Origin of the sequence: Variovorax sp. YR750, assembly GCF_900109805.1 — a bacterium.
GTDB lineage: Bacteria > Pseudomonadota > Gammaproteobacteria > Burkholderiales > Burkholderiaceae_C > Variovorax > Variovorax gossypii.
Window position 1 is genome coordinate 79,310 of the sequence record NZ_FOBJ01000006.1, and the last position, 18,620, is coordinate 97,929.

Genomic DNA, 18,620 nt, shown 5'->3' on the forward strand with positions numbered 1-18,620 from the left:
ATTTGACGCACGCGCGCGCCGCATGGCAAGGCGTCGCGCGCGCCTAGGCGACTCTTCAGGCCAGCCGGTCGAGCAGGCTGTACCAGGCCACGCCGCCGGCGATGTAGAAGCGCTGCAGGCCGTGCAGCGGGATCGGCTGGATGGGAGTAACCGGATAGGGAAAGTCGTCCCGCGAGTCCGCGATCCGTGCCGCCACGTGCCTGCCCATGCTCGTCGCCAGCGCGATGCCGCGCCCGTTGTAGCCCAGCGCCACCGTCACGCCCGGCGCGGGCGTGTGCACGTGCGGCATGAAGTCGCGCGTGACCGCGATGCGGCCGGCCCAGCGGTATTCGTAGCGCAGCGGCCCGAGCTGGGGAAACAGCAGTTCGAGCGAGCGCTCGAGGTGCGCGAAATCGGCCGGCCCCGCCGGGTCGGCGAAATGGCCGCGTCCGCCCATCAGCAGCCGGCCCTGCGCGTCCTTGCGGAAGTACAGCAGCAGGCGTTGCGAGGTCGAGGCGGTTTCCCCACCCGGCAGGATGGCGTCGGCAGCGGCGCCTTTCAGCGGCTCGGTCGCGACGATGAAGCTGTTGGCGGCCAGCACGGTGCGCTGCAGCTTCGGCCACAGCGCGCCGGTGTAGCCGTTGGTGGCGATCAGCACCTGCTCGGCCGTGACGCTCGCGCCGGTCGACGTGCTCGCATGCCAGTGCGTGCCCCGGCGCTCCAGCGCCGTGACCTCGGTGCCGCCGTGCACCGACGCGCCCGCCGCCTGCGCAGCGCGCACCAGCCCGCGCGTGTAGGCCAGCGGCTGGATGCTGCCGGCGCGGCCGTCGAGCCAGCCGCCCGCGAAAGCCTCGGTGCCGAGTCGTGCGCTGACCGCGGCGTGGTCGAGCTGCTCCGTGCGGACGCCGAGCTTCGCCCATTGCCTGGCGCGCGCATGCAGGCCGGCGACATCCTTCGGCGAATAGGCCACCTGCAGCCAGCCGTTGCGCACCGGCTGGCAGTCGATGCCATGGCGCGCGATCAGCTCGAACACGAGATCGGCCGAGCGCGAGACCGCATCGATCAAGGGCTCGGCCCGCTCCGGGCCGTAGATGCGGACCAGGTCGTCGGGGTCGTGCTTGAGCGAAGGATTCACCTGCCCGCCGTTGCGCCCCGAGGCGCCCCAGCCGGGCTCGTGCGCCTCCAGCACGCAGGCCTGCACGCCGGCCTCGGCCAGGTGCAGCGCGGCCGAAAGGCCTGTGAAGCCGCCGCCCACGATCAGCACGTCGACCTTGCGCGATTCGGCCAGCGGCGGTGCCGGCGGGGCAGGGGGAGCGGTATCGGCCCAGAGAGAAGGAGGCAGCGCGCGAACGCTCATGCGCGCACCTCCGCGGAAGCGACGGCACCGGACGGATGCAGCACGCGCCGCAAAAAGTCTTGCGTGCGAGCCTGGCGCGGCGCACCCAGCACCTGCGCGGCGGGGCCTTCCTCGACGATGCTGCCGCTGTGCAGGAAGCACACGCGATCGGCGACCTCGCGCGCGAAGCCCATCTCGTGCGTGACCACGATCATGGTCATGCCCTCGTCGGCCAGCGCGCGCATCACGCCGAGCACGTCGCCGACCAGTTCCGGGTCGAGCGCCGAAGTGGGCTCGTCGAACAGCATGGCCTCGGGTTTCATCGCAAGGGCGCGAGCGATGGCCACGCGCTGCTGCTGCCCGCCCGAGAGCTGCGCCGGGTATGCCTGCGCCTTCTCGGCCAGGCCCACCTTGGCCAGCAGCGCCAGAGCTTCCTCGCGCGCCTGCGCCGCGCTCTGGCGCAGCACGTAGACCGGGCCTTCCATCACGTTCTCCAGCACCGTGCGGTGCGGGAACAGGTTGAAGCGCTGGAACACCATGCCCATGCGGCTGCGCAGCCGGTGGATGTTCGGCGCGTTGCGGTCCACGCGCTCGCCGAAGGCGCGGATCTCGCCGCCCTCGTACGACTCCAGCGCGTTGATGCACCGAAGCACGGTCGACTTGCCCGAGCCCGAAGGGCCGATCAGGCATACCACCTCGCCCTTGTCCACGTGCAGGCTCACGCCCTGCAGCACGCGGTGCGCGCCGAAGCGCTTTTCGAGTCCCTCGACGTGGATCATGGCTGCTTCCTCCCGGCGGCGAAGCGCTTCTCGAGACGGCGCAGGCCGTACACCAGCGGCAGGCTCATGAGCAGGTAGAGCAGGGCGACCAATGTGTAGACGGTCATGTTCTGGAAGGTCGACGAGGCGATGAGTTGGCCGGCGCGCGTCATCTCGGCCACGGTGATGGTCGAGACCAGCGAGGAGTCCTTCAGCATCATCACCAGCGTGTTGCCGTAGGGCGGCAGCGCGATGCGGAAGGCCTGCGGCAATATCACGCGCCGCATGATCAGCGCCGAGCGCATGCCCATGGCCTGCGCGGCCTCGCGCTGGCCCGGATCGACCGCCTCGATGCCCGCGCGGAAGTTCTCCGCCTGGTAGGCAGAGTAGGCGATGCCCAGGCCGATCACGCCGGCCTGGAAGGCCGTGAGCTGCACGCCGAACTCCGGCAGCACGAAGTAGATGTAGAAGAGCTGCACGATGATCGGCAGCCCGCGGATCACGTTGATGACCACCGTGGCGGCCCAGGACAGGGCGCGCACCGGCGAGAGCTTCATCAGCGCCAGGGCCAGGCCGAGCAGGCTGCTCAGCAGGAAGGAGAGCACGGTCACCTGCACGGTGACCACCGCGCCCTGCAGGAGGATCGGCAGGAAGTCCTGCGCGTGCTGGAGGAAGGTGGGGGCAGCCATCGGTCAGCGCGCCTTCAGATGCCCCACTTCTGGACGATCTTTGCCAGGGTGCCGTCGGCCTTGATCGACGCGATCGCCTTGTTGATGCGCGCCAGCGTCTCGGTGTCGCCCTTGCGCACCACGAGGCACACGTCGCCCACGTTCACCGGCTTGTAGCTGTCGACCAGCTTCACGCCCGGGAAGGTGTTCTGGCGGATCTGGTAGGCCATGATGGGCTGGTCGCCGAGGCCGGCCTTGATGCGTCCGAGCGAGAGGTCGCGCGTCATATCGGCCACCGAGTCGTAGCTGCGCACCTCCTTGAAGATGCCCTTCTTGTTGAGCATGTCGAGGAACACGGTGCCGACCTGCGCGCCCACCACCTCGCCCTTGAGCTCGTCGAGCGAGACGTACGCGCGCGCGTCGTCGGCCTTGACGATCAGGCCCTCGCCGTACGAGTACACCGGGTCGCTGAAGTCGACCACCTCCTGGCGCGCCGGTGTCTTGAGCATGGCGGCCGAGACGATGTCGATCTTGCGCGCCGTGAGCGAGGGAATCAGCGCCGAGAAAACCGTCTGCTGCACGTTCACGCCGAAGCCGCCCGCCTTGCCCACGGCGGTGACGGTGTCGACCATCATTCCCTGGATGCTGTTGGTCTTCACGTCGAGGAAGGTGAAGGGCACGCCGGTGGCCGTGGCGCCCACGTTGTAGGTCGGCGCGGTGCCCTGCGCGGCCGCCAGCGAGGCGGCGCCGGCGATGCAAAGACCCAGGGCCAGGCGATGAAGGCGGCGAACGATGCGATTCATGGAAGCACTCCTCGAAGGAAGAAGGAAGGTTGAAGAAAAAGGAAAGCGAAGTTGGAGGTGAGCGAAAAACAGTCGGCATCCGCGATGCAACATGCATGCCAATATTCGATTCTTTTGAATCTCTGATCAATAAATGAAAACCACTAGTCGAATCTAAAGAATCGATATTCGATATTTCAGAGGACTGTAGCTATACTCCACCGCCATGGACGCCACACCCGACACAGCCCCCGAAGACAGCCAGAGCCTGCTTTTCAACCAGTCGCTGGAGAAGGGCCTGGCCGTGCTGCGCGCCTTCAGCGCCCGGCGCCGCACCATGACGCTGGCCGACGTGGCCGAGGCCACCGACATCACCAAGAGCTCGGCCCAGCGCATGGTCTTCACGCTCGAGAAGCTGGGTTACGTGCGCAAGCACCCGAAGACGCGGCGTTACCAGCTCACGCCGCGCGTCATGGAGATCGGCTTCAATTACCTCGCGGCCCATTCGCTGATCGACGTGGCCAACCCCTTCCTGTCGGAGCTGACCAAGGTGACGACGGAAACCTCCTGCCTCACCGAGCCCGATGGGCTCGACATGGTCTACGTGGCGCGTTTCGTCAGCGCGCAGTTCGTGCCGGTGCACATGCCCATCGGCAGCCGCATTCCCATGTACTGCACCGCTTCCGGGCGCGCCTTCCTGAGCGCGCTGCCCGAGGAAGAGGCGCGCTCGCTCATCGAGGCGTCCGACCGAGTGGCCCACACCATGCACACCCGCACCGGCGTGGACGAGATCCTCGAGGCGCTGCGCGAGGCGCGCCAGCAGGGCTTCGCGACCAATGCGGAAGAACTGTTCCTTGGCGACATGACCATCGCCGCGCCCGTGCTGGGCGCCCAGGGCCGCCCGGTGGCGTCGGTGCACGTGGTGGCGCCGACGAGCCGCTGGACCATGGAGGAGGCCGTGCGCAGGCTGGCACCCACGCTGCTGCTGTGCGCGCGCTCGCTCACCAGTTCGGCGCGCAGCATCGACTGAGGCCTATACGCTTTCGTGCATCGCGCGGTCGGTGGCTGGCTTTATGCTTTGCGGGATCACAACGCGGCAGCAGCCCCACCCACCATGACCGATTTCCGCCCCACCTACGACGAGAGCTTCGACCGCATCGCAGCCGACCGCCTGCCCGCGCTGCTGCGCGCCATGCCCAAGGCCGAGCTGCACATGCACATCGAGGGCTCGCTCGAACCCGAGCTCATCTTCGCGCTGGCCCAGCGCAACGGCGTGGCCATTCCCTACGCCAGCGTCGAGGAACTGCGCAAGGCCTACGCCTTCACCAACCTGCAGAGCTTTCTCGACATCTACTACGCCGGCGCCAGCGTGCTGCTCAAGGAGCAGGACTTCTACGACATGGCCTGGGCCTACCTGGAGCGCGCCGCCGCCGACAACGTGGTGCGCACCGAGATGTTCTTCGACCCGCAGACGCACACCGCGCGCGGCGTTTCGATGGAAACGGTGGTCAACGGCCTGCACCGCGCGTGCGCCGATGCGCAGGCGAAGCTGGGCGTGAGCGCGGCGCTCATCCTGTGCTTCCTGCGCCACCTGAGCGAGGAAGATGCCTTCGAGACGCTGGAGCAGGCGCTGCCCTACCGCGACAAGTTCATCGGCGTGGGGCTCGACTCGAGCGAAGTGGGCCATCCGCCCGAGAAGTTCGCCCGCGTGTTCGCGCGTTGTCGCGAGCTGGGCTTCCACCTCGTCGCGCACGCGGGCGAGGAGGGTCCGCCGGCCTACGTGTGGAGCGCGCTCGACGTGCTCAAGGTCGAGCGTGTCGACCACGGCGTGCAGAGCGTCAAGGACCCCGAGCTCATGAAGCGGCTCGCGCAGGACCGCATTCCGCTCACCGTGTGCCCGCTGTCGAACCTCAAGCTCTGCGTGTTCCCCGACCTGTCGAAGCACAACCTCGGCGCGCTGCTCGACGCGGGGCTCGTGGCCACCGTCAACTCGGACGATCCGGCCTACTTCGGCGGCTACATGAACCAGAACTTCACCGAGACCTTCTCGGCCACGGGCCTGAGCGTGCAGCAGGCCTGGCAGCTCGCGGCGAACAGCTTCGAGGGCAGCTTCATCGACGCGGCCGCCAAGCGCGCCTACGCCGACCGGCTCAACGCCGTCTTCGCGAGCTTCTGATCGGCCGCGGCGGGCCGCGCCACCAGCAGCGGCATCGCCACCAGCGCGCAGGCGCTGGCCGCCAGCCACACCAGCGGCCAGCCCTGCAGCGCCAGCAGGTGCGGAATGGAAAAGGGCGTGACGAAGCACACCAGGAAAACGCTGGTGTTCGCCATGCCCAGCGCGGTGCCGGCACGCGCCGCGCCCGCCAGCGTGGCCAGCTCGGTGTAGGCCACGCCGTGCCAGGCCGACACGCACACGCCGCTCACGCCCAGCAGCACGACCAGCGCGATGCGCAGCGCCGCTGAATCGGCGGCGTGCGTGCCGGTGGCCAGCGCCAGCGCTGCGAGGCCCGCGAACAGCAGCACGGTAAGCGCGCTGCAGACGCGCAGGTAGGCCGGCCGGTTCCTGTTGCGGTCGGTCCAGCGGCCGCTCCACACGCGCATGACCATCGCGCCGACCTGCACGAACACCATCGTCGCGGTGATCGTCGCGAGGCCCGCGTGGCCGAAGTCGTGCAGGAACACCGTGCCGAAGGAGAGCACCGCGAACTGCGGCGCGCAGAGGATGCCGATGCCGGCCACGATGCGCCACACGCGGGCGTCGCGCAGCGGGCCGGTCTTGGGGATGGCTGTTGCTTCCACAGGCTTGTTGCTGTGTGCAACGATAGGCGGCTCGTGCACCCACGCCCAGCTCATCGCCGCGCTCAGCGTGCACAGCAGCGCGAGCAGCCCGTAGAGAGCGGCAAAGCCGAAGTGCAGCGCGACGAAGGGCAGCACCAGCGCGCCGATGCCACCGCCCAGCGGCACGGCCGTCTGTCGGATGCTCATCGCCAGGCCGCGCTCGCCTGCATCGAACCACGTCATCACCGCACGGCCGCTGGCGCCGTTGACGCTGCCGCCGAGCAGGCCGACCAGCAGCAGTCCGCCGCCCAGCAAGCCCAGCCCCGGAATGTGCGCGCCATCGGGTGCGGCCCACAACGCCATCGCAACGAGCGCGACGGCGGTGCTGCCCAGGCCCGTCAGCAGCACCGGCCGGTCGCCCCAGCGGTCGGTCAGCAGGCCCCAGGGCAGTTCGCTCACCGCGATGCCCAGGCCCATGAGGCCCAGCACCAGCCCGAGCGTGGTGTTGTCGAGCTGGTAGCCGGTGCGCATCAGCACGGCCGTCATCGGGATGCCGCTGAAGGCCACCGAGAAGGCCGCGTTGGCGGCGACGCCAGCCGCCAGCACCTTCCAGCGGTGGCGCGGCGAGAACGAGGAAGAGGAGGAGGGGAGGGATTGCGTCATGTTGCGGCGCAGTTTCCGCCGCTGCAAAGGTTTTGAAAATCAGAAAATAATGCGCGAACCGTCCTGAAAATATGGACGATCAAGGTAACCACCGTAAGGACCCGAAATGAGCCAGGTGATGTTCGATCTCGACGTGCTGCGCACCTTCTCCACCGGCGTCGCGCTCGGCAGCTTCGCGCGCGCCGCCGACAAGCTGGGCCGCTCGACCTCCGCGGTGAGCGCGCAGCTGAAGAAGCTCGAATCGCAGGCCGGCACCGCGCTGTTCCGCAAGGCCGGCCGGGGGCTGGAGCTCACAGATGCCGGCGAGACGCTTTTGGCGTACGCGCATCGCCTGCTCGAGCTCAACGACGAGGCCAGCGCCGCCATGCGCGGTGTCGACCTGCAAGGGGCGGTGCGGCTAGGGCTGCAGGAAGACTTCGGCGAGACGCTGCTGCCCGCCGTTCTCGGCCGCTTCGCGCGCGCGCATCCGAAGGTGCGCATCGAGGCCTGCGTGGCACGCAGCGCGGAGCTGCGCGAGCGGCTCGAGCTCGGCCAGCTCGACCTGGCATTGGCGTGGGACGCGGGCGACCAGCCTCTGTCGCCGTATGCCGAGCGCGTGGCGCGCATGCCGCTGCTGTGGATCGGCCCGAGGGTGCCCGAGCGCGTCGATGCACCGTGGTGGACGGAGCGCGAGCATCGCGGCGCCGCGCGCCAGGTCAGGAGCAAGGAGCCGCTGCCGCTCATCATGCTCGACGCGCCGTGCCCGCTGCGCGAGATCGTCATCGCCGCGCTCGACCGTGCGGGCGTGCCCTGGCGCCGCGCCTTCGGCAGCGCCAGCCTGTCGGCGCTGTGGGCCGCCGCTTCGGCCGGGCTGGGCCTCACGGTGCGCACGCCCTTCGGCCTGCCTTCGCACGTGAGCGTTCTCGACCGCTCGGTGCTGTCGCTGCCGGCGCTGCCGCAGATATCGCTCGTGCTGTATCGCGCGCAGGCCCATCCGGAAGCACCCGCGAGCCGCCTGGCCGCGCTGCTGCTGGAGGCCGTTCGCCGGCAGGTGCAACCTGCCGGCCTGCCGATGCGTGAGAATCCGCCGCTGGAGACAAGAACAAAAGTGATACGGCATGGCAACGCAAAACTTCCTGCACCTGTGGGATGACAGGTTCCTCTACATCACACCGGCCATCCAGTCGGGCCTGACGGCCCGCTCGTCGGCCACGCTGCTGGCATCCGTCAGCGGGCATCCCTTCATGCTCGAGGCGGTCGACGGCACGCGCGTGCACTGCACCGCCGCGCTGGTGGCGCCGCATGTGTCGCGGCGGCTCGACGTCGACGGCTGCGGGCTGCTTTCGCTGAACCTCGACCCCGCCTCGAGCGCCTACCGCATGCTCGCCAGGCGCATGGGCGGCCACGGCATCCAGCCCATCGACGCGCGCCGCTTCGGCGGGTTGCGCGACGAGTTCGAGCCGGCGCAGCATGGCGTGCTGCCCAGCGAGCGGCTGCAGGCGCTCAGCGCGAAGATGGTCGAGGCCATCACCGAGAGCGCCGAGCTCGCGGTGCCGCTCGATCCGCGTATCGACCGCGTGCTGCAGTCCATCCGCGCGCACGCGGGGCAGATCGCGCTGCGCGATCTCGCGGCCGTGGCCTGCCTCTCGCCCGACCGCCTCACGCATCTGTTCGCCGAGCAGGTGGGCGTGTCGGTCAAGCGCTATGCGCTGTGGACCAAGGTGCGCCGCACGGTGCAGCAGTTCACCGGGCAGCGTTCGCTGACCGACGTGGCGCTGATCAGCGGCTTCACCGACGCGGCGCACATGAGCCGCACCTTCCAGCGCTACTTCGGCCTGCCGCCGTCGTTCCTCGCGAGCCGCGTGCGCGTGACGGCGGACGAGCATGCGTCGCACGCCTGGGGCCAGAACGCGCCGCTGCACTGAGGTCGCCTGAAACACCTTAAGAAAGCCTGAAGCAATGCAGCGGCTGCGTACAAGCCGCGGGCCGCGAGGCTGCCTAAGCTCCGGGACGCTCCGCCAAGAGAGCATCAACTGGAGACATCATGAGACTTTCGATCCGTCGCGGCGTCGTGCCGCTGTCGTTGCTCGCGCTCGCCACCGCGGCCGCCCTCACAGCCTGTGGAGGCGGTGGTGGCGGAGGCAGCGGCTTCCTGTTCTTTCCCTCTTCGCCATCCACGCCGACGAACCCGCCGGCCGAGGGCGCCTACAAGGCCGAGATCCGCCGTACCGCGATGGGCGTGCCGCACATCAAGGCCGACGACTGGCCCGGCGTGGGCTACGGATACGGCTACGCGCAGGCGGAGGACGACCTGTGCACCATGGCCGATTCGTTCCTCACCTACCGCGGCGAGCGCTCGCAGTACCTCGGTGCCGACGCGAAGCTGGTGGCCAGCAGCACCATCGGCCAGCCGGCGAACATCGAGTCCGACTTCTTCCATCGGCATGTCATCTCGGCCGACGTGCTGAAGAAGATGATCGACGCGCAACCCGACAACCTGAAGAAGCTGGTCGAGGGCTTCACCGCCGGCTACAACCGCTACGTGCGCGACGTGAAGGCCGGCGGCACCGCACACGCGGCCTGCCGCAACGAGGCCTGGGTGCAGCCCATCACCACCGACGACATCTACCGCCGCATGTACGCGGCCAACCTCGCGGGCGGCTACAGCAACTTCCTGGCGAACATCTCCAGTGCGACGGCGCCCGCGGCCACCGGGCCGACCAAGGTCTCCGCGCGCGGCCATGGCAGGAAGGCGCCGGCGGTGCACGTCGCGGCGCTCGACTACAAGGCGCCCGAGCTGCAGGTGGGCGGCCACGAGGGCGTGGGCAGCAACATGATCGGCTTCGGCACGGCAGCCACAGGCGACGCGAGCCCGCTGCTCTTCGGCAATCCGCACTGGTACTGGCGCGGGCCCGACCGCTTCTACCAGGCGCAGCTCACCATTCCGGGGCAGCTGAACATCAGTGGCACCTCGTTCCTGGGCATTCCGGTGATCCTCATCGGCTTCAACGACAACATCGCGTGGAGCCACACCGTGTCGACCGCGCGGCGCTTCGGCTTCTACCAGCTGCAGCTGGCATCGGGAGACCCGACCAGCTACATGCGCGATGGCGCGGCCGTGAAGATGCAGCCCTCGACCATCACGGTGAAGGTCAAAGGCACGGACGGCGCGACGACGCAGGTCACGCGCACGCTCTACAAGAGCGAGTACGGTCCGATGGTCAACCTGGCGCCGATGAACGCGGGCCTCGCGTGGAGCCAGACCATGGCCTTCGCCATCCGCGACATCAACGGCGAGAACTACCGCACCTTCCGCAACTGGCTGCGCTGGAACCAGGCGAAGTCGCTCGACGAGTTCATCGCCATCCAGCGCGAAGAAACCGCCATTCCGTGGGTCAACACCGTGGCGGTGGGCCGCGGCAGCGCCAAGGCCTGGTATGCCGACATCGGCGCGGTGCCCAACGTGTCGCCCGCGCAGTTCACCGACTGCACCACGCCGGCGGGCGCGTCGATGCAGGCGACCCTGCCGCGCGTGCCGATCTTCGACGGCTCGCGCAGCGCCTGCGACTGGCAGACCGATGCCGACTCGGCGCAGAAGGGCGCCATCGGCGCGTCGCGCATGCCAAACCTGCAGCGCGACGACTACGTCGCCAACATGAACGACAGCTACTGGCTCGCCAACCCCAAGGCTCCGATGACCGGCTATCCGGCCATCATGGGCCCGGCAGGCACCGAGGCCGTGAGCTTCCGCACCCGCATGGGCAACCTGCTGGCGCAGGGCCGCATCGACGGCAGCGACAGCTACGGCGCCAAGGGCGCGACGCCCGACACCGTGAAGCGCATGGTGCTCGACAGCCGCGTACTCACGGCCGAGCTGTTCAAGGCCGACGTGCTTCCTGTGGTGTGCGACGGCTCGCCCATCGCCGTCAGCAAGGATCCGCTGACCAACGAAGCCATCGGCCCGAGCATCGACGTGGGTGCCGCGTGCACCGCGCTCTCCGCATGGAACGGCACCGGCGTGAGCGGCGCGAAGGGTGCGCACCTGTGGGACGAGTTCTGGAACCGTGCGTCGAAGATTCCGGCCGCCTCGCTCTACACCGTGGCCTTCGATCCGGCCGATCCGATCGCCACGCCGCGCGGCCTGAACGCCGCTGCCGCCACGCAGCTGCGCGAGGCCTTCGGCGCCGCCGTGGCGCGCGTGCAGGCCAGCGGCTACGCGGTGGACGCACCGCGCGGCGACTACCTGTTCGCCACGCGCGGCGGCAAGAAGATCCCGCTGTACGGCGGCTGCGGCGGCCCGGGCTACTTCACCATCGCCTGCTCGGAGAACCGGCTCGACAAGGGCGGCTACACCATGGACGGCAATCCGAACGGCAACAGCTACATGCAGGTCGTGCGCTTCCCCGACGGCGGTGTGGAGGCCCACACCTTCCTGACCTTCTCGCTCTCGGACGACCCGGCCTCGGCGCACAACGGCGACTACACGCGCGCCTACAGCGAAGGCAAGTGGCTAAAGGTGCCGTTCTCCGAGGCGGAGATCAAGGCCGACGCGAGCTACACCAGCAAGTCGATCGCCGAATGACGATGAAGACCTGAAGAAGCAGGGAGAAGGGGGCGCGCGTGGCGCTCACCCGCCACCGCTCTTAAGATCGGCGGTGAACGCGCCACGCACGCCCTTCGTTGCCCACGCAGCTGCGTTCCTCATTCACAACAGGAACACTGCATGCGCCCGAAACTTCAAGGCGGCCTCGGGCCGCTTCTTCTCGTGCCCGTCGTCATGGCCCTCGCGGCCTGTACCGGCATTGCCGACCGGTCGGCACCTTCGTCGTCGTCGTCTTCTTCTTCTTCTTCTTCTTCTTCTTCAATTTCTCTCCAGGATTCCCCGTCCCGCACCGGCTACCAGGCCGAGATCCGCCGCACCGCCATGGGCGTGCCGCACATCAAGGCCGACGACTGGGCCGGCGCGGGCTACGGCTACGGCTACGCACAGGCACAGGACGACCTGTGCACCATGGCCGACGGTTTTCTCACCTACCGCGGCGAGCGCTCCGAATTCTTCGGCGCCGAGGCCCGCCTGCCTGCTGCCAGCACCATCGGCCGGCCGACGAACATCGACTCGGACTTCTTCCACAGGCAGGTGATCGGCGCCGAGGTGGTCGACGCCATGGCCCGCGCGCAGCCGCCCGCCATCCAGCGCATGGTCGAAGGTTTCGCGGCGGGCTACAACCGCTACCTGCGCGACCTGAAGTCCGGGGCCGCCGGCAGCGCCCACGCGGCCTGCCGCAACGAGGCCTGGGTGCGGCCGGTGAGCGCCACCGACATCTACCGCCGCATGTACGCCACCAACCTGGCGGCGGGCTACAGCAACTTCCTCTCGAACATCGCGAACGCGGCGCCTCCCGCTGCCGGGGTGTCCTCGAACGGAGCGCACGGCGCGCAACTGCAGCCGCTGGCGCTGCAGGTCGGCGGAACGGCCGGCGTGGGCAGCAACGTGATCGGCTTCGGCACGGCCGCCACCGGCGACGCGAGCCCGCTGCTGTTCGGCAATCCGCACTGGTACTGGCGCGGGCCCGACCGCTTCTACCAGGCGCAGCTCACCATCCCGGGCAGGCTCGACGTGAGCGGCACCTCGTTCCTCGGCGTGCCGGTGATCCTCATCGGCTTCAACAACGACGTCGCGTGGAGCCACACGGTGTCCGCCGCGCGGCGCTTCGGCATCTACCAGCTGCAGCTCGCGCCCGGCGACGCCACCAGCTACATGCGCGACGGCACCGCCGTGAAGATGAGGCCCTCGACCATCACCGTGAAGGTGAAGGGCGCCGACGGCACGGTAACGCAGCTCACGCGCACGCTCTACGCCTCGGAGTACGGCCCGCTGGTGAACCTCGGCGCCATCGATCCGGCGCTGGCCTGGAGCCGCAACACCGCCTTCGCCATCCGCGACATCAACGCAGGCAACTTCCGCACCTTCCGCACGTGGCTGCGCTGGGCGCAGGCGAAATCGCTAGACGAACTCATCGCTGCCCAGCGCGAAGAAGCCGCGATTCCCTGGGTCAACACCGTGGCCGTGGGCCGCGGCAGCGCAAAGGCCTGGTATGCGGACATCGGCGCCGTGCCCAACGTCTCGCCCGAGCAGGCCGCGAACTGCACCACGCCTGCCGGGAAGGCGATGGCGGCGGTGCTGCCGCGCGTGCCGGTGTTCGACGGCTCGCGCAGCGCGTGCGACTGGCAGAGCGATGCCGATTCCGTGCAGAAGGGAGCAGTCGGCCCCTCGCGCATGCCGAGCCTGCTGCGCGAGGACTACGTCGCCAACATGAACGACAGCTACTGGCTCGCCAATCCGAAGGCGCCGCTCAAGGGCTACCCGGCCATCTTCGGCCCGGCGGGCAGCGATGCGCAGACCTTCCGCACAAGGCTGGGCCACCTCATCGCGCAAGGGGCGGGCAAGGGCGCGACGGTAAATGCCGTCGAGCGCATCACGCTCGACAGCCGCGCCTACACCGCCGAACTGTTCAAGGGCCCCGCGCTCGACATGGTGTGCGGCGTGCCCCGCATCGAGGTGAAGGGCGACGCGCAGACCGGCGAGGCGTTCTCGCCGCCGCGCGGCGTCGACACCGCTTCCGCCTGCGCGGTGCTGAAGGCCTGGAACAACACCGGCGCCGCCACGGCGCGCGGCGCCCATGTGTGGGACGAGTTCTGGGCGCGCGCCTCGCGCCTGCCCGCCGACAGGCTCTATGCGGTGCCCTTCGACGCCGCCGACCCGATCGGCACGCCGCGCGGCCTCAAGCCCTCTGCGGCCGACGAGCTGCGGCAGGCCTTCGGTGCGGCAGTGCTGCGCGTGCAGGCCAGCGGCTACGCGCTAGACGCGCCGCGCGGGGAAACCCTGTTCGTCACGCGCAACGGCCGCAGGATCCCGTTGTCCGGCGGCTGCGATACCCAGGGCTACTTCACGGTCATGTGCTCGGAGAATCGGCTCGACAAGGGCGGCTACGCCATGGACGAGAACCCCAACGGCAACAGCTACATGCAGATCGTGCGGTTCCCGGCCGCAGGCGTGGAGGCCCACACCTTCCTCACCTTCTCGCTGTCGGACGATCCGGCGTCGCCGCACCATGCCGACTACACGCGGGCCTACAGCGCCGGCAAGTGGCTGCGCATGCCGTTCTCGGAGGCGGAGATCAAGGCCGATGCCGGCTACAGCAGCCTGACCATCCGCGAGTGAGGCGACACGGGGGCTGGCGAGGCTTCCTCAGCGCCGCTTCGCCAGCCAGTTCCATGCGGCGCCGGCTGCCATCAGCACGCTGGTGCCCAGGAACACCGCGCGCATGCCGACATGGCCGCCCACGAAGCCGCCCAGCAGCGGGCCCGCCACCTGGCCCGCGTACTGCGCCGAGGTCGAGTAGCCCAGCATGTTGCCGGCCACGCGCTCGGGCACGTTGTGGCGGATCACGCTCGCGATACATGGCAGCAGGCCGCCGAGCGACAGCCCCATCAGGAAGCGCAGCACCACCAGCTGCCAGCCCGACGTGACGAAGGCCTGCGGCACCAGCAGCAGCGCCGACACCGCGAGGCAGCCGACGATCACGTTCCAGTGGCCCACGCGGTCGGCCAGCTTGCCCAGCCGCGAGGCCGAGAGAATGCTGCCGAGCGCCGCCGCCGACATCACCAGGCCGGCCATCATCGTCACGCGGTCCGGGTCTTCGAGCAGCGTGGCCACGTAGACGGTGATGATCGGCTCGATCGACATGTTCGCGAGCATCAGCAGCATGCCTGTGAAGAGCATCGCCGCCAGCGGGCGCTTGTCGGGCACGGCGGCCCAGCCGGTCTGCCCGGAGGCGTCGCCCTGCTGCCTTCGGGCGGAAGGCGTCTTTCGCTCCTCGCGGATCAGGAAGGCCGTTGCGAGAAAGGCCACGAAGATGATCGCGCCCGCCGCGAAGAAGGTGTTGCGGATACCGACCAGCGGCGGCAGCGCGCCACCGATCAGCGGCCCCACGAGGTTGCCTGCCATGATGGCCGACGACATCGTGCCCAGCGCCCAGCCGGTGCGGTCCTTGGGCGTCTGCGTGGCGACAAGCACCATTGAGCCCGAGGCATAGCCGCCGAGCAGCCCCGCCAGCAGCCGCAGGCCCACGAGCTGCCACACGTTCGCCGCGAGCCCGATCAGCGCCATCGCCACCGCCATGCCCAGGCTCGCGCGGATCAGCATCGGCTTGCGCCCGTAGCGGTCGGCCAGCCGACCCCAAAGCGGCGCCACCAGCGCGGCGCTCAGGAAGGTGGCACCGTATGCCGCGCCCGACCACTGCACGATGGCCGCATGGTCCTTCACCCCGAGCTGCTCGACGTACAGCGGCAGGAAGGGCAGCAGCAGCGTCATCGCGATGATGGTCGTGAAGGAGCCGAACATGCAGACGGCGAGGTTGCGCTGCCAGTGTGCGTTGGCGCCCGTCTCGGCTGGCGGTGCGCCTGTTGTCGTGGTCGTCGTCGGATGCGTCATGGGGAACGCCCATTGTGGGACGACGCATGAGGGATGGCGCTTGCCGATTGGTGGGGGCACCCATCGTGCGAAGCGGGGGCAGGGGCCCGCACGGCCCCCGAGGCACCCCTTCAGCGGCTCTTCACTTGCGTGCGGGCGAACTCGAACACCGAGGTCTTCCCGCTGGCCGTCACCTCGAGCCGGATCAGGTCGTTGGCCTGGGGCTGGGGATCGCAGCAGTTCTTCAGGATGAGGTCGCCGGTCACCATCTGCAGCGGCTCCACGGTGTTCAGCTGCAGGATGGAGTTGGCCGACTGCTCCTGGTTCTCGGCGTTGTATTCGATCTGCCGGATGCCCAGCACGGTGGCACCACCCACTGCCGCGCCGGCCAGCATGCCGGCGACGGGGTCGTACACGCGCACGGTGTTCGAGCCGGCAAAGCTGGTCACGCCGCGGCGGCCGACCACCGAGCCGGAGTAGTTCGAGCGATAAGTCTGGCGCGAGGCGCCGTAGGCGGCAGCGCCCGCGGCCAGCCCGCCGATGATCGCCAGCGCGACCTGCTTGGCCTGCTTCTCCGACTGGATTTCCGCGATCCGCTCGTTGTACGTGTAGATCTGCACCGGGGCGCCGCGGAAGTACGCCTTGATGTTGTCGGTGCTGAAATTCACCGGCTCGGCGGTGTTGTTGGCATAGCCGATGGTGAATGTCGGCTGCGTCGGCCCTTGCATCTTGAAGCGCGAGTAGACGAAGAGTTCGCGCGTTTCATCTTTTTCGGACAGCGTGCCGACGCCATCGGTGTACTTCAGCGTCTGCGGCACATCCTTGCCGGGGCGGGGCGTGTACGAGATGTTCGCCGTGGAGCAGCCGCTGACGAGAACGGCGAGTGCGACGAAGCAGCAGGTCTTGCGTGAGACCGCGCCTTGCTGGTTGAGTAAATCTCCAATTTGGCGCGGCAAGGCGCTGTCGAAAGCGATCACGAGAACTCCGTTTGTTGTGCTTGTTGGGCCAGGCGACCGAACTGACCGGAACCTGACCGCACAATCGTAACCTTGCGTATCAAAATGTCAGCAGAAAGTTTCCTGTTGCGGGCTCGTGCACCGAAATGGGGAATGGGTTTTGTGAAATTTTTCACGAATGAAAGCAGGCAGAGAGTACCGCGGAGGTTTCGGCCATGCAGCGCTGCGGTAACGGGCGGTCTTTGCGTGTGAGGTCTCCCTTCCGCACGCGCGGTCGGTGCGAGTCACCTAAGCTCACGTCCTTCATCGCCCAAAACCTCTTTTCAGGACATCGCCATGAAACGCATCGGCGTGCTCGTCTTCCCCGGTTTCCAGATCCTCGACCTCGCCGCCATCGCAGCCTTCGAGCTTGCGAACATCCATGCGGGCAAGCCTGTCTACCAGGTCGAGCTGCTGTCGGAAGAGGGCGGCCCCGTGGTCAGTTCGTCGGGCGTGAGCACCGACAGCAGGCGCTTCGGCACGACGAAGTACGACACCTTGATCATGAGCGGCGCGCTCTTCATCGCGCCCACCTCCGAGAAGATGCGGCGCTTCCTGCGCGCGGGGCTGCGCAACGCGCGCCGCGTGACCAGCATCTGCACCGGCGCGTTCGGGCTGGCCGATGCGGGCCTGCTCGACGGGCGCAGGGCGACCACGCACTGGTCCTTCGCGGGCGAGCTGCAGAAGCGCCATCCCGCGGTCAAGGTGCAGCCCGACCGCATCTTCATCAACGACGGACCGGTGTGGACCTCGGCCGGCATGACGGCGGGCATCGACCTCGTGCTGGCGCTGGTGGAAGAAGATCTCGGCGTGGAGGCGGCGCGCTTTGCGGCGCGGAAGCTGGTCGTCTACCACCGCCGCGCGGGCGGGCAGTCGCAGTATTCCGCTCTGCTCGAGCTGGAGCCCAAGTCCGACCGCATCCAGCAGGCGCTGGTGCACGCGCGGGCCAACCTGCGCGAGACGCTGTCGGTGGAGGAACTGGCCGAGGTCGCGCACCTGAGCCCGCGCCAGTTCAGCCGCGCCTTCAAGGCCGAGACCGGCCAGACGCCCGCGCACGCCGTGGAGAACCTGCGCGTGGAGGCGGCACGTGCGCTGATCGACGAGGGCAGCCTCGCGCTCGCCGTGGTCGCTCGCGAGACGGGCTTCGGTGACCCCGAGCGCATGCGCCGCGCCTTCCTGCGCACGCTGGGGCAGCCTCCCCAGAGCGTGCGCCGGGTGGCCCGGCGGGAAGCCGCCGTGGCCTGAGCGTTGGATGTCCTGAAAAGTGGTTTATATGACATTTACGCCATAGCCCTGCCGGAAGAGACTTCCCCCATGGCCGCGCATACCGCGCGGCGAAACAAAGGAAGCTCCATGACCACTGCAACTTCAGCAAATCCCGGCAAGGGCACGGCCCTCGTCACTGGCGCGTCGTCGGGCATCGGCGCCGTGTACGCGGATCGCCTCGCGCGGCGCGGCTTCGACCTGATCCTGGTCGCACGCAATCGCGGGCGCCTCGAGGCACTGGCCGCGAAACTCATGCGCGAGACCGGCCGCAAGGTCGAAGTCCTGTCCGCCGACCTCACCGACCGGAAGGACATCGCGCTCGTCGAGGCCGCGCTGCGTACCCGCGGCGACATCACCATGCTGGTGAACAACGCCGGCTTCGGCGCCGCCGCGCCGCTGCTCGGCTCGGACATCGAGAAGATGGCGGAAATGATCGAGCTCAACGTGAGCGTGCTCACGCGGCTCACCTACGCGGCCGTGCCCGGCTTCGTCGAGCGAGGTGCCGGCACGCTGGTGAACATCGCCTCCATCGTGGCGATCTCTCCCGAGACGCTCAACGGCGTGTACGGCGGCAGCAAGGCCTTCGTGCTCGCACTGAGCCAGTCGCTGCAGCATGAGCTGAAGGACAAGGGCGTGCGCGTGCAGGCGGTGCTGCCCGGCGCGACGGCCACCGAGTTCTGGGGTGTCGCGGGCGTGCCGATGGAGCACCTGCCCAAGGAGATCGTGATGACCGCGGAAAACATGGTCGACGCGGCCCTCGCGGGGCTCGACCAGGGTGAGCAGGTCACGATTCCCGCGCTGCCGGATCTCGCGGAGTGGGATGCCTTCGACGCGGCGCGGCGTGCGATGTCGAGCCGGTTGTCGGCGACGCATCCGGCACCTCGCTATGGCGTTGCCAGCGAAGTGCCGGCCTGAGACCGCGGCACTAAAATCTTCACCCCGC

Annotated in this window: 15 protein-coding genes; 8 read left to right on the top strand and 7 right to left on the bottom strand. The window is 68.7% G+C overall.

Annotated features, from left to right (window positions below):
• Positions 1-55 precede the first annotated feature (55 nt).
• The 4 genes from BMY35_RS14115 to BMY35_RS14130 are packed head-to-tail and all read right to left on the bottom strand — an operon-like array spanning position 56 to position 3,544.
• Positions 56-1,336, bottom strand: coding sequence for an NAD(P)/FAD-dependent oxidoreductase (locus BMY35_RS14115; RefSeq protein WP_093199844.1), 1,281 nt, complete (start codon positions 1,334-1,336; stop codon positions 56-58).
• Positions 1,333-2,094 (bottom strand): amino acid ABC transporter ATP-binding protein, encoded by a 762-nt coding sequence (locus tag BMY35_RS14120; protein ID WP_093199846.1) that lies wholly within the window; start codon positions 2,092-2,094, stop codon positions 1,333-1,335. Before BMY35_RS14120 ends, BMY35_RS14115 begins: the two co-directional genes overlap by 4 nt.
• Positions 2,091-2,762: an ectoine/hydroxyectoine ABC transporter permease subunit EhuD gene (ehuD, locus tag BMY35_RS14125; RefSeq protein WP_093199848.1), complete on the bottom strand. Its 672-nt coding sequence runs from the start codon at positions 2,760-2,762 to the stop codon at positions 2,091-2,093. The genes BMY35_RS14120 and ehuD overlap by 4 nt, the downstream gene beginning before the upstream one ends.
• 14 nt (positions 2,763-2,776) lie before the next feature.
• The gene (locus BMY35_RS14130) at positions 2,777-3,544 is read right to left on the bottom strand and encodes an ABC transporter substrate-binding protein (protein WP_093199851.1); all 768 of its coding nucleotides are present in this window, start codon (positions 3,542-3,544) and stop codon (positions 2,777-2,779) included.
• 205 nt (positions 3,545-3,749) lie between these two features.
• Here BMY35_RS14130 and BMY35_RS14135 point away from each other — a divergent pair, with 205 nt between their 5' ends.
• Complete coding sequence (locus BMY35_RS14135) at positions 3,750-4,553, top strand: IclR family transcriptional regulator (protein WP_093199853.1); 804 nt, start codon at positions 3,750-3,752, stop codon at positions 4,551-4,553.
• Between the two features lie 84 nt (positions 4,554-4,637).
• On the top strand, positions 4,638-5,699 hold the full coding sequence (locus tag BMY35_RS14140) for an adenosine deaminase (protein WP_093199856.1): 1,062 nt from the start codon (positions 4,638-4,640) through the stop codon (positions 5,697-5,699).
• Here BMY35_RS14140 and BMY35_RS14145 read toward each other — a convergent pair.
• Positions 5,660-6,964, bottom strand: coding sequence for an MFS transporter (locus tag BMY35_RS14145; protein WP_093199857.1), 1,305 nt, complete (start codon positions 6,962-6,964; stop codon positions 5,660-5,662). The genes BMY35_RS14140 and BMY35_RS14145 overlap by 40 nt on opposite strands.
• A 106-nt stretch (positions 6,965-7,070) precedes the next feature.
• Between BMY35_RS14145 and BMY35_RS14150 the strand changes: the two genes are divergently transcribed.
• From BMY35_RS14150 to BMY35_RS14165, 4 genes are all read left to right on the top strand, one after another.
• Positions 7,071-8,096 (top strand): LysR substrate-binding domain-containing protein, encoded by a 1,026-nt coding sequence (locus BMY35_RS14150; RefSeq protein WP_093199860.1) that lies wholly within the window; start codon positions 7,071-7,073, stop codon positions 8,094-8,096.
• Positions 8,062-8,868, top strand: coding sequence for a helix-turn-helix domain-containing protein (locus BMY35_RS14155; RefSeq protein ID WP_093199862.1), 807 nt, complete (start codon positions 8,062-8,064; stop codon positions 8,866-8,868). The genes BMY35_RS14150 and BMY35_RS14155 overlap by 35 nt, the downstream gene beginning before the upstream one ends.
• Before the next feature lie 119 nt (positions 8,869-8,987).
• Positions 8,988-11,525 carry a penicillin acylase family protein gene (locus BMY35_RS14160; RefSeq protein ID WP_093199865.1) on the top strand — a complete coding sequence of 846 codons (2,538 nt, stop codon included), beginning with the start codon at positions 8,988-8,990 and terminating at the stop codon, positions 11,523-11,525.
• 141 nt (positions 11,526-11,666) lie between these two features.
• Positions 11,667-14,165 (top strand): penicillin acylase family protein, encoded by a 2,499-nt coding sequence (locus BMY35_RS14165; RefSeq protein ID WP_093199867.1) that lies wholly within the window; start codon positions 11,667-11,669, stop codon positions 14,163-14,165.
• 27 nt (positions 14,166-14,192) lie between these two features.
• Here BMY35_RS14165 and BMY35_RS14170 read toward each other — a convergent pair whose 3' ends face one another.
• Entirely contained in the window at positions 14,193-15,437 is a 1,245-nt protein-coding gene (locus BMY35_RS14170) for an MFS transporter (RefSeq protein WP_093199870.1), read from the bottom strand.
• Positions 15,438-15,547: 110 nt separating this feature from the next.
• Entirely contained in the window at positions 15,548-16,393 is an 846-nt protein-coding gene (locus tag BMY35_RS14175; RefSeq protein ID WP_093199871.1) for a hypothetical protein, read from the bottom strand.
• Between the two features lie 315 nt (positions 16,394-16,708).
• Between BMY35_RS14175 and BMY35_RS14180 the strand changes: the two genes are divergently transcribed.
• Positions 16,709-17,656 (top strand): GlxA family transcriptional regulator, encoded by a 948-nt coding sequence (locus BMY35_RS14180; RefSeq protein WP_093199874.1) that lies wholly within the window; start codon positions 16,709-16,711, stop codon positions 17,654-17,656.
• 108 nt (positions 17,657-17,764) lie between these two features.
• Positions 17,765-18,592 (top strand): SDR family NAD(P)-dependent oxidoreductase, encoded by an 828-nt coding sequence (locus BMY35_RS14185; protein WP_093199876.1) that lies wholly within the window; start codon positions 17,765-17,767, stop codon positions 18,590-18,592.
• Positions 18,593-18,620: the final 28 nt, after the last annotated feature.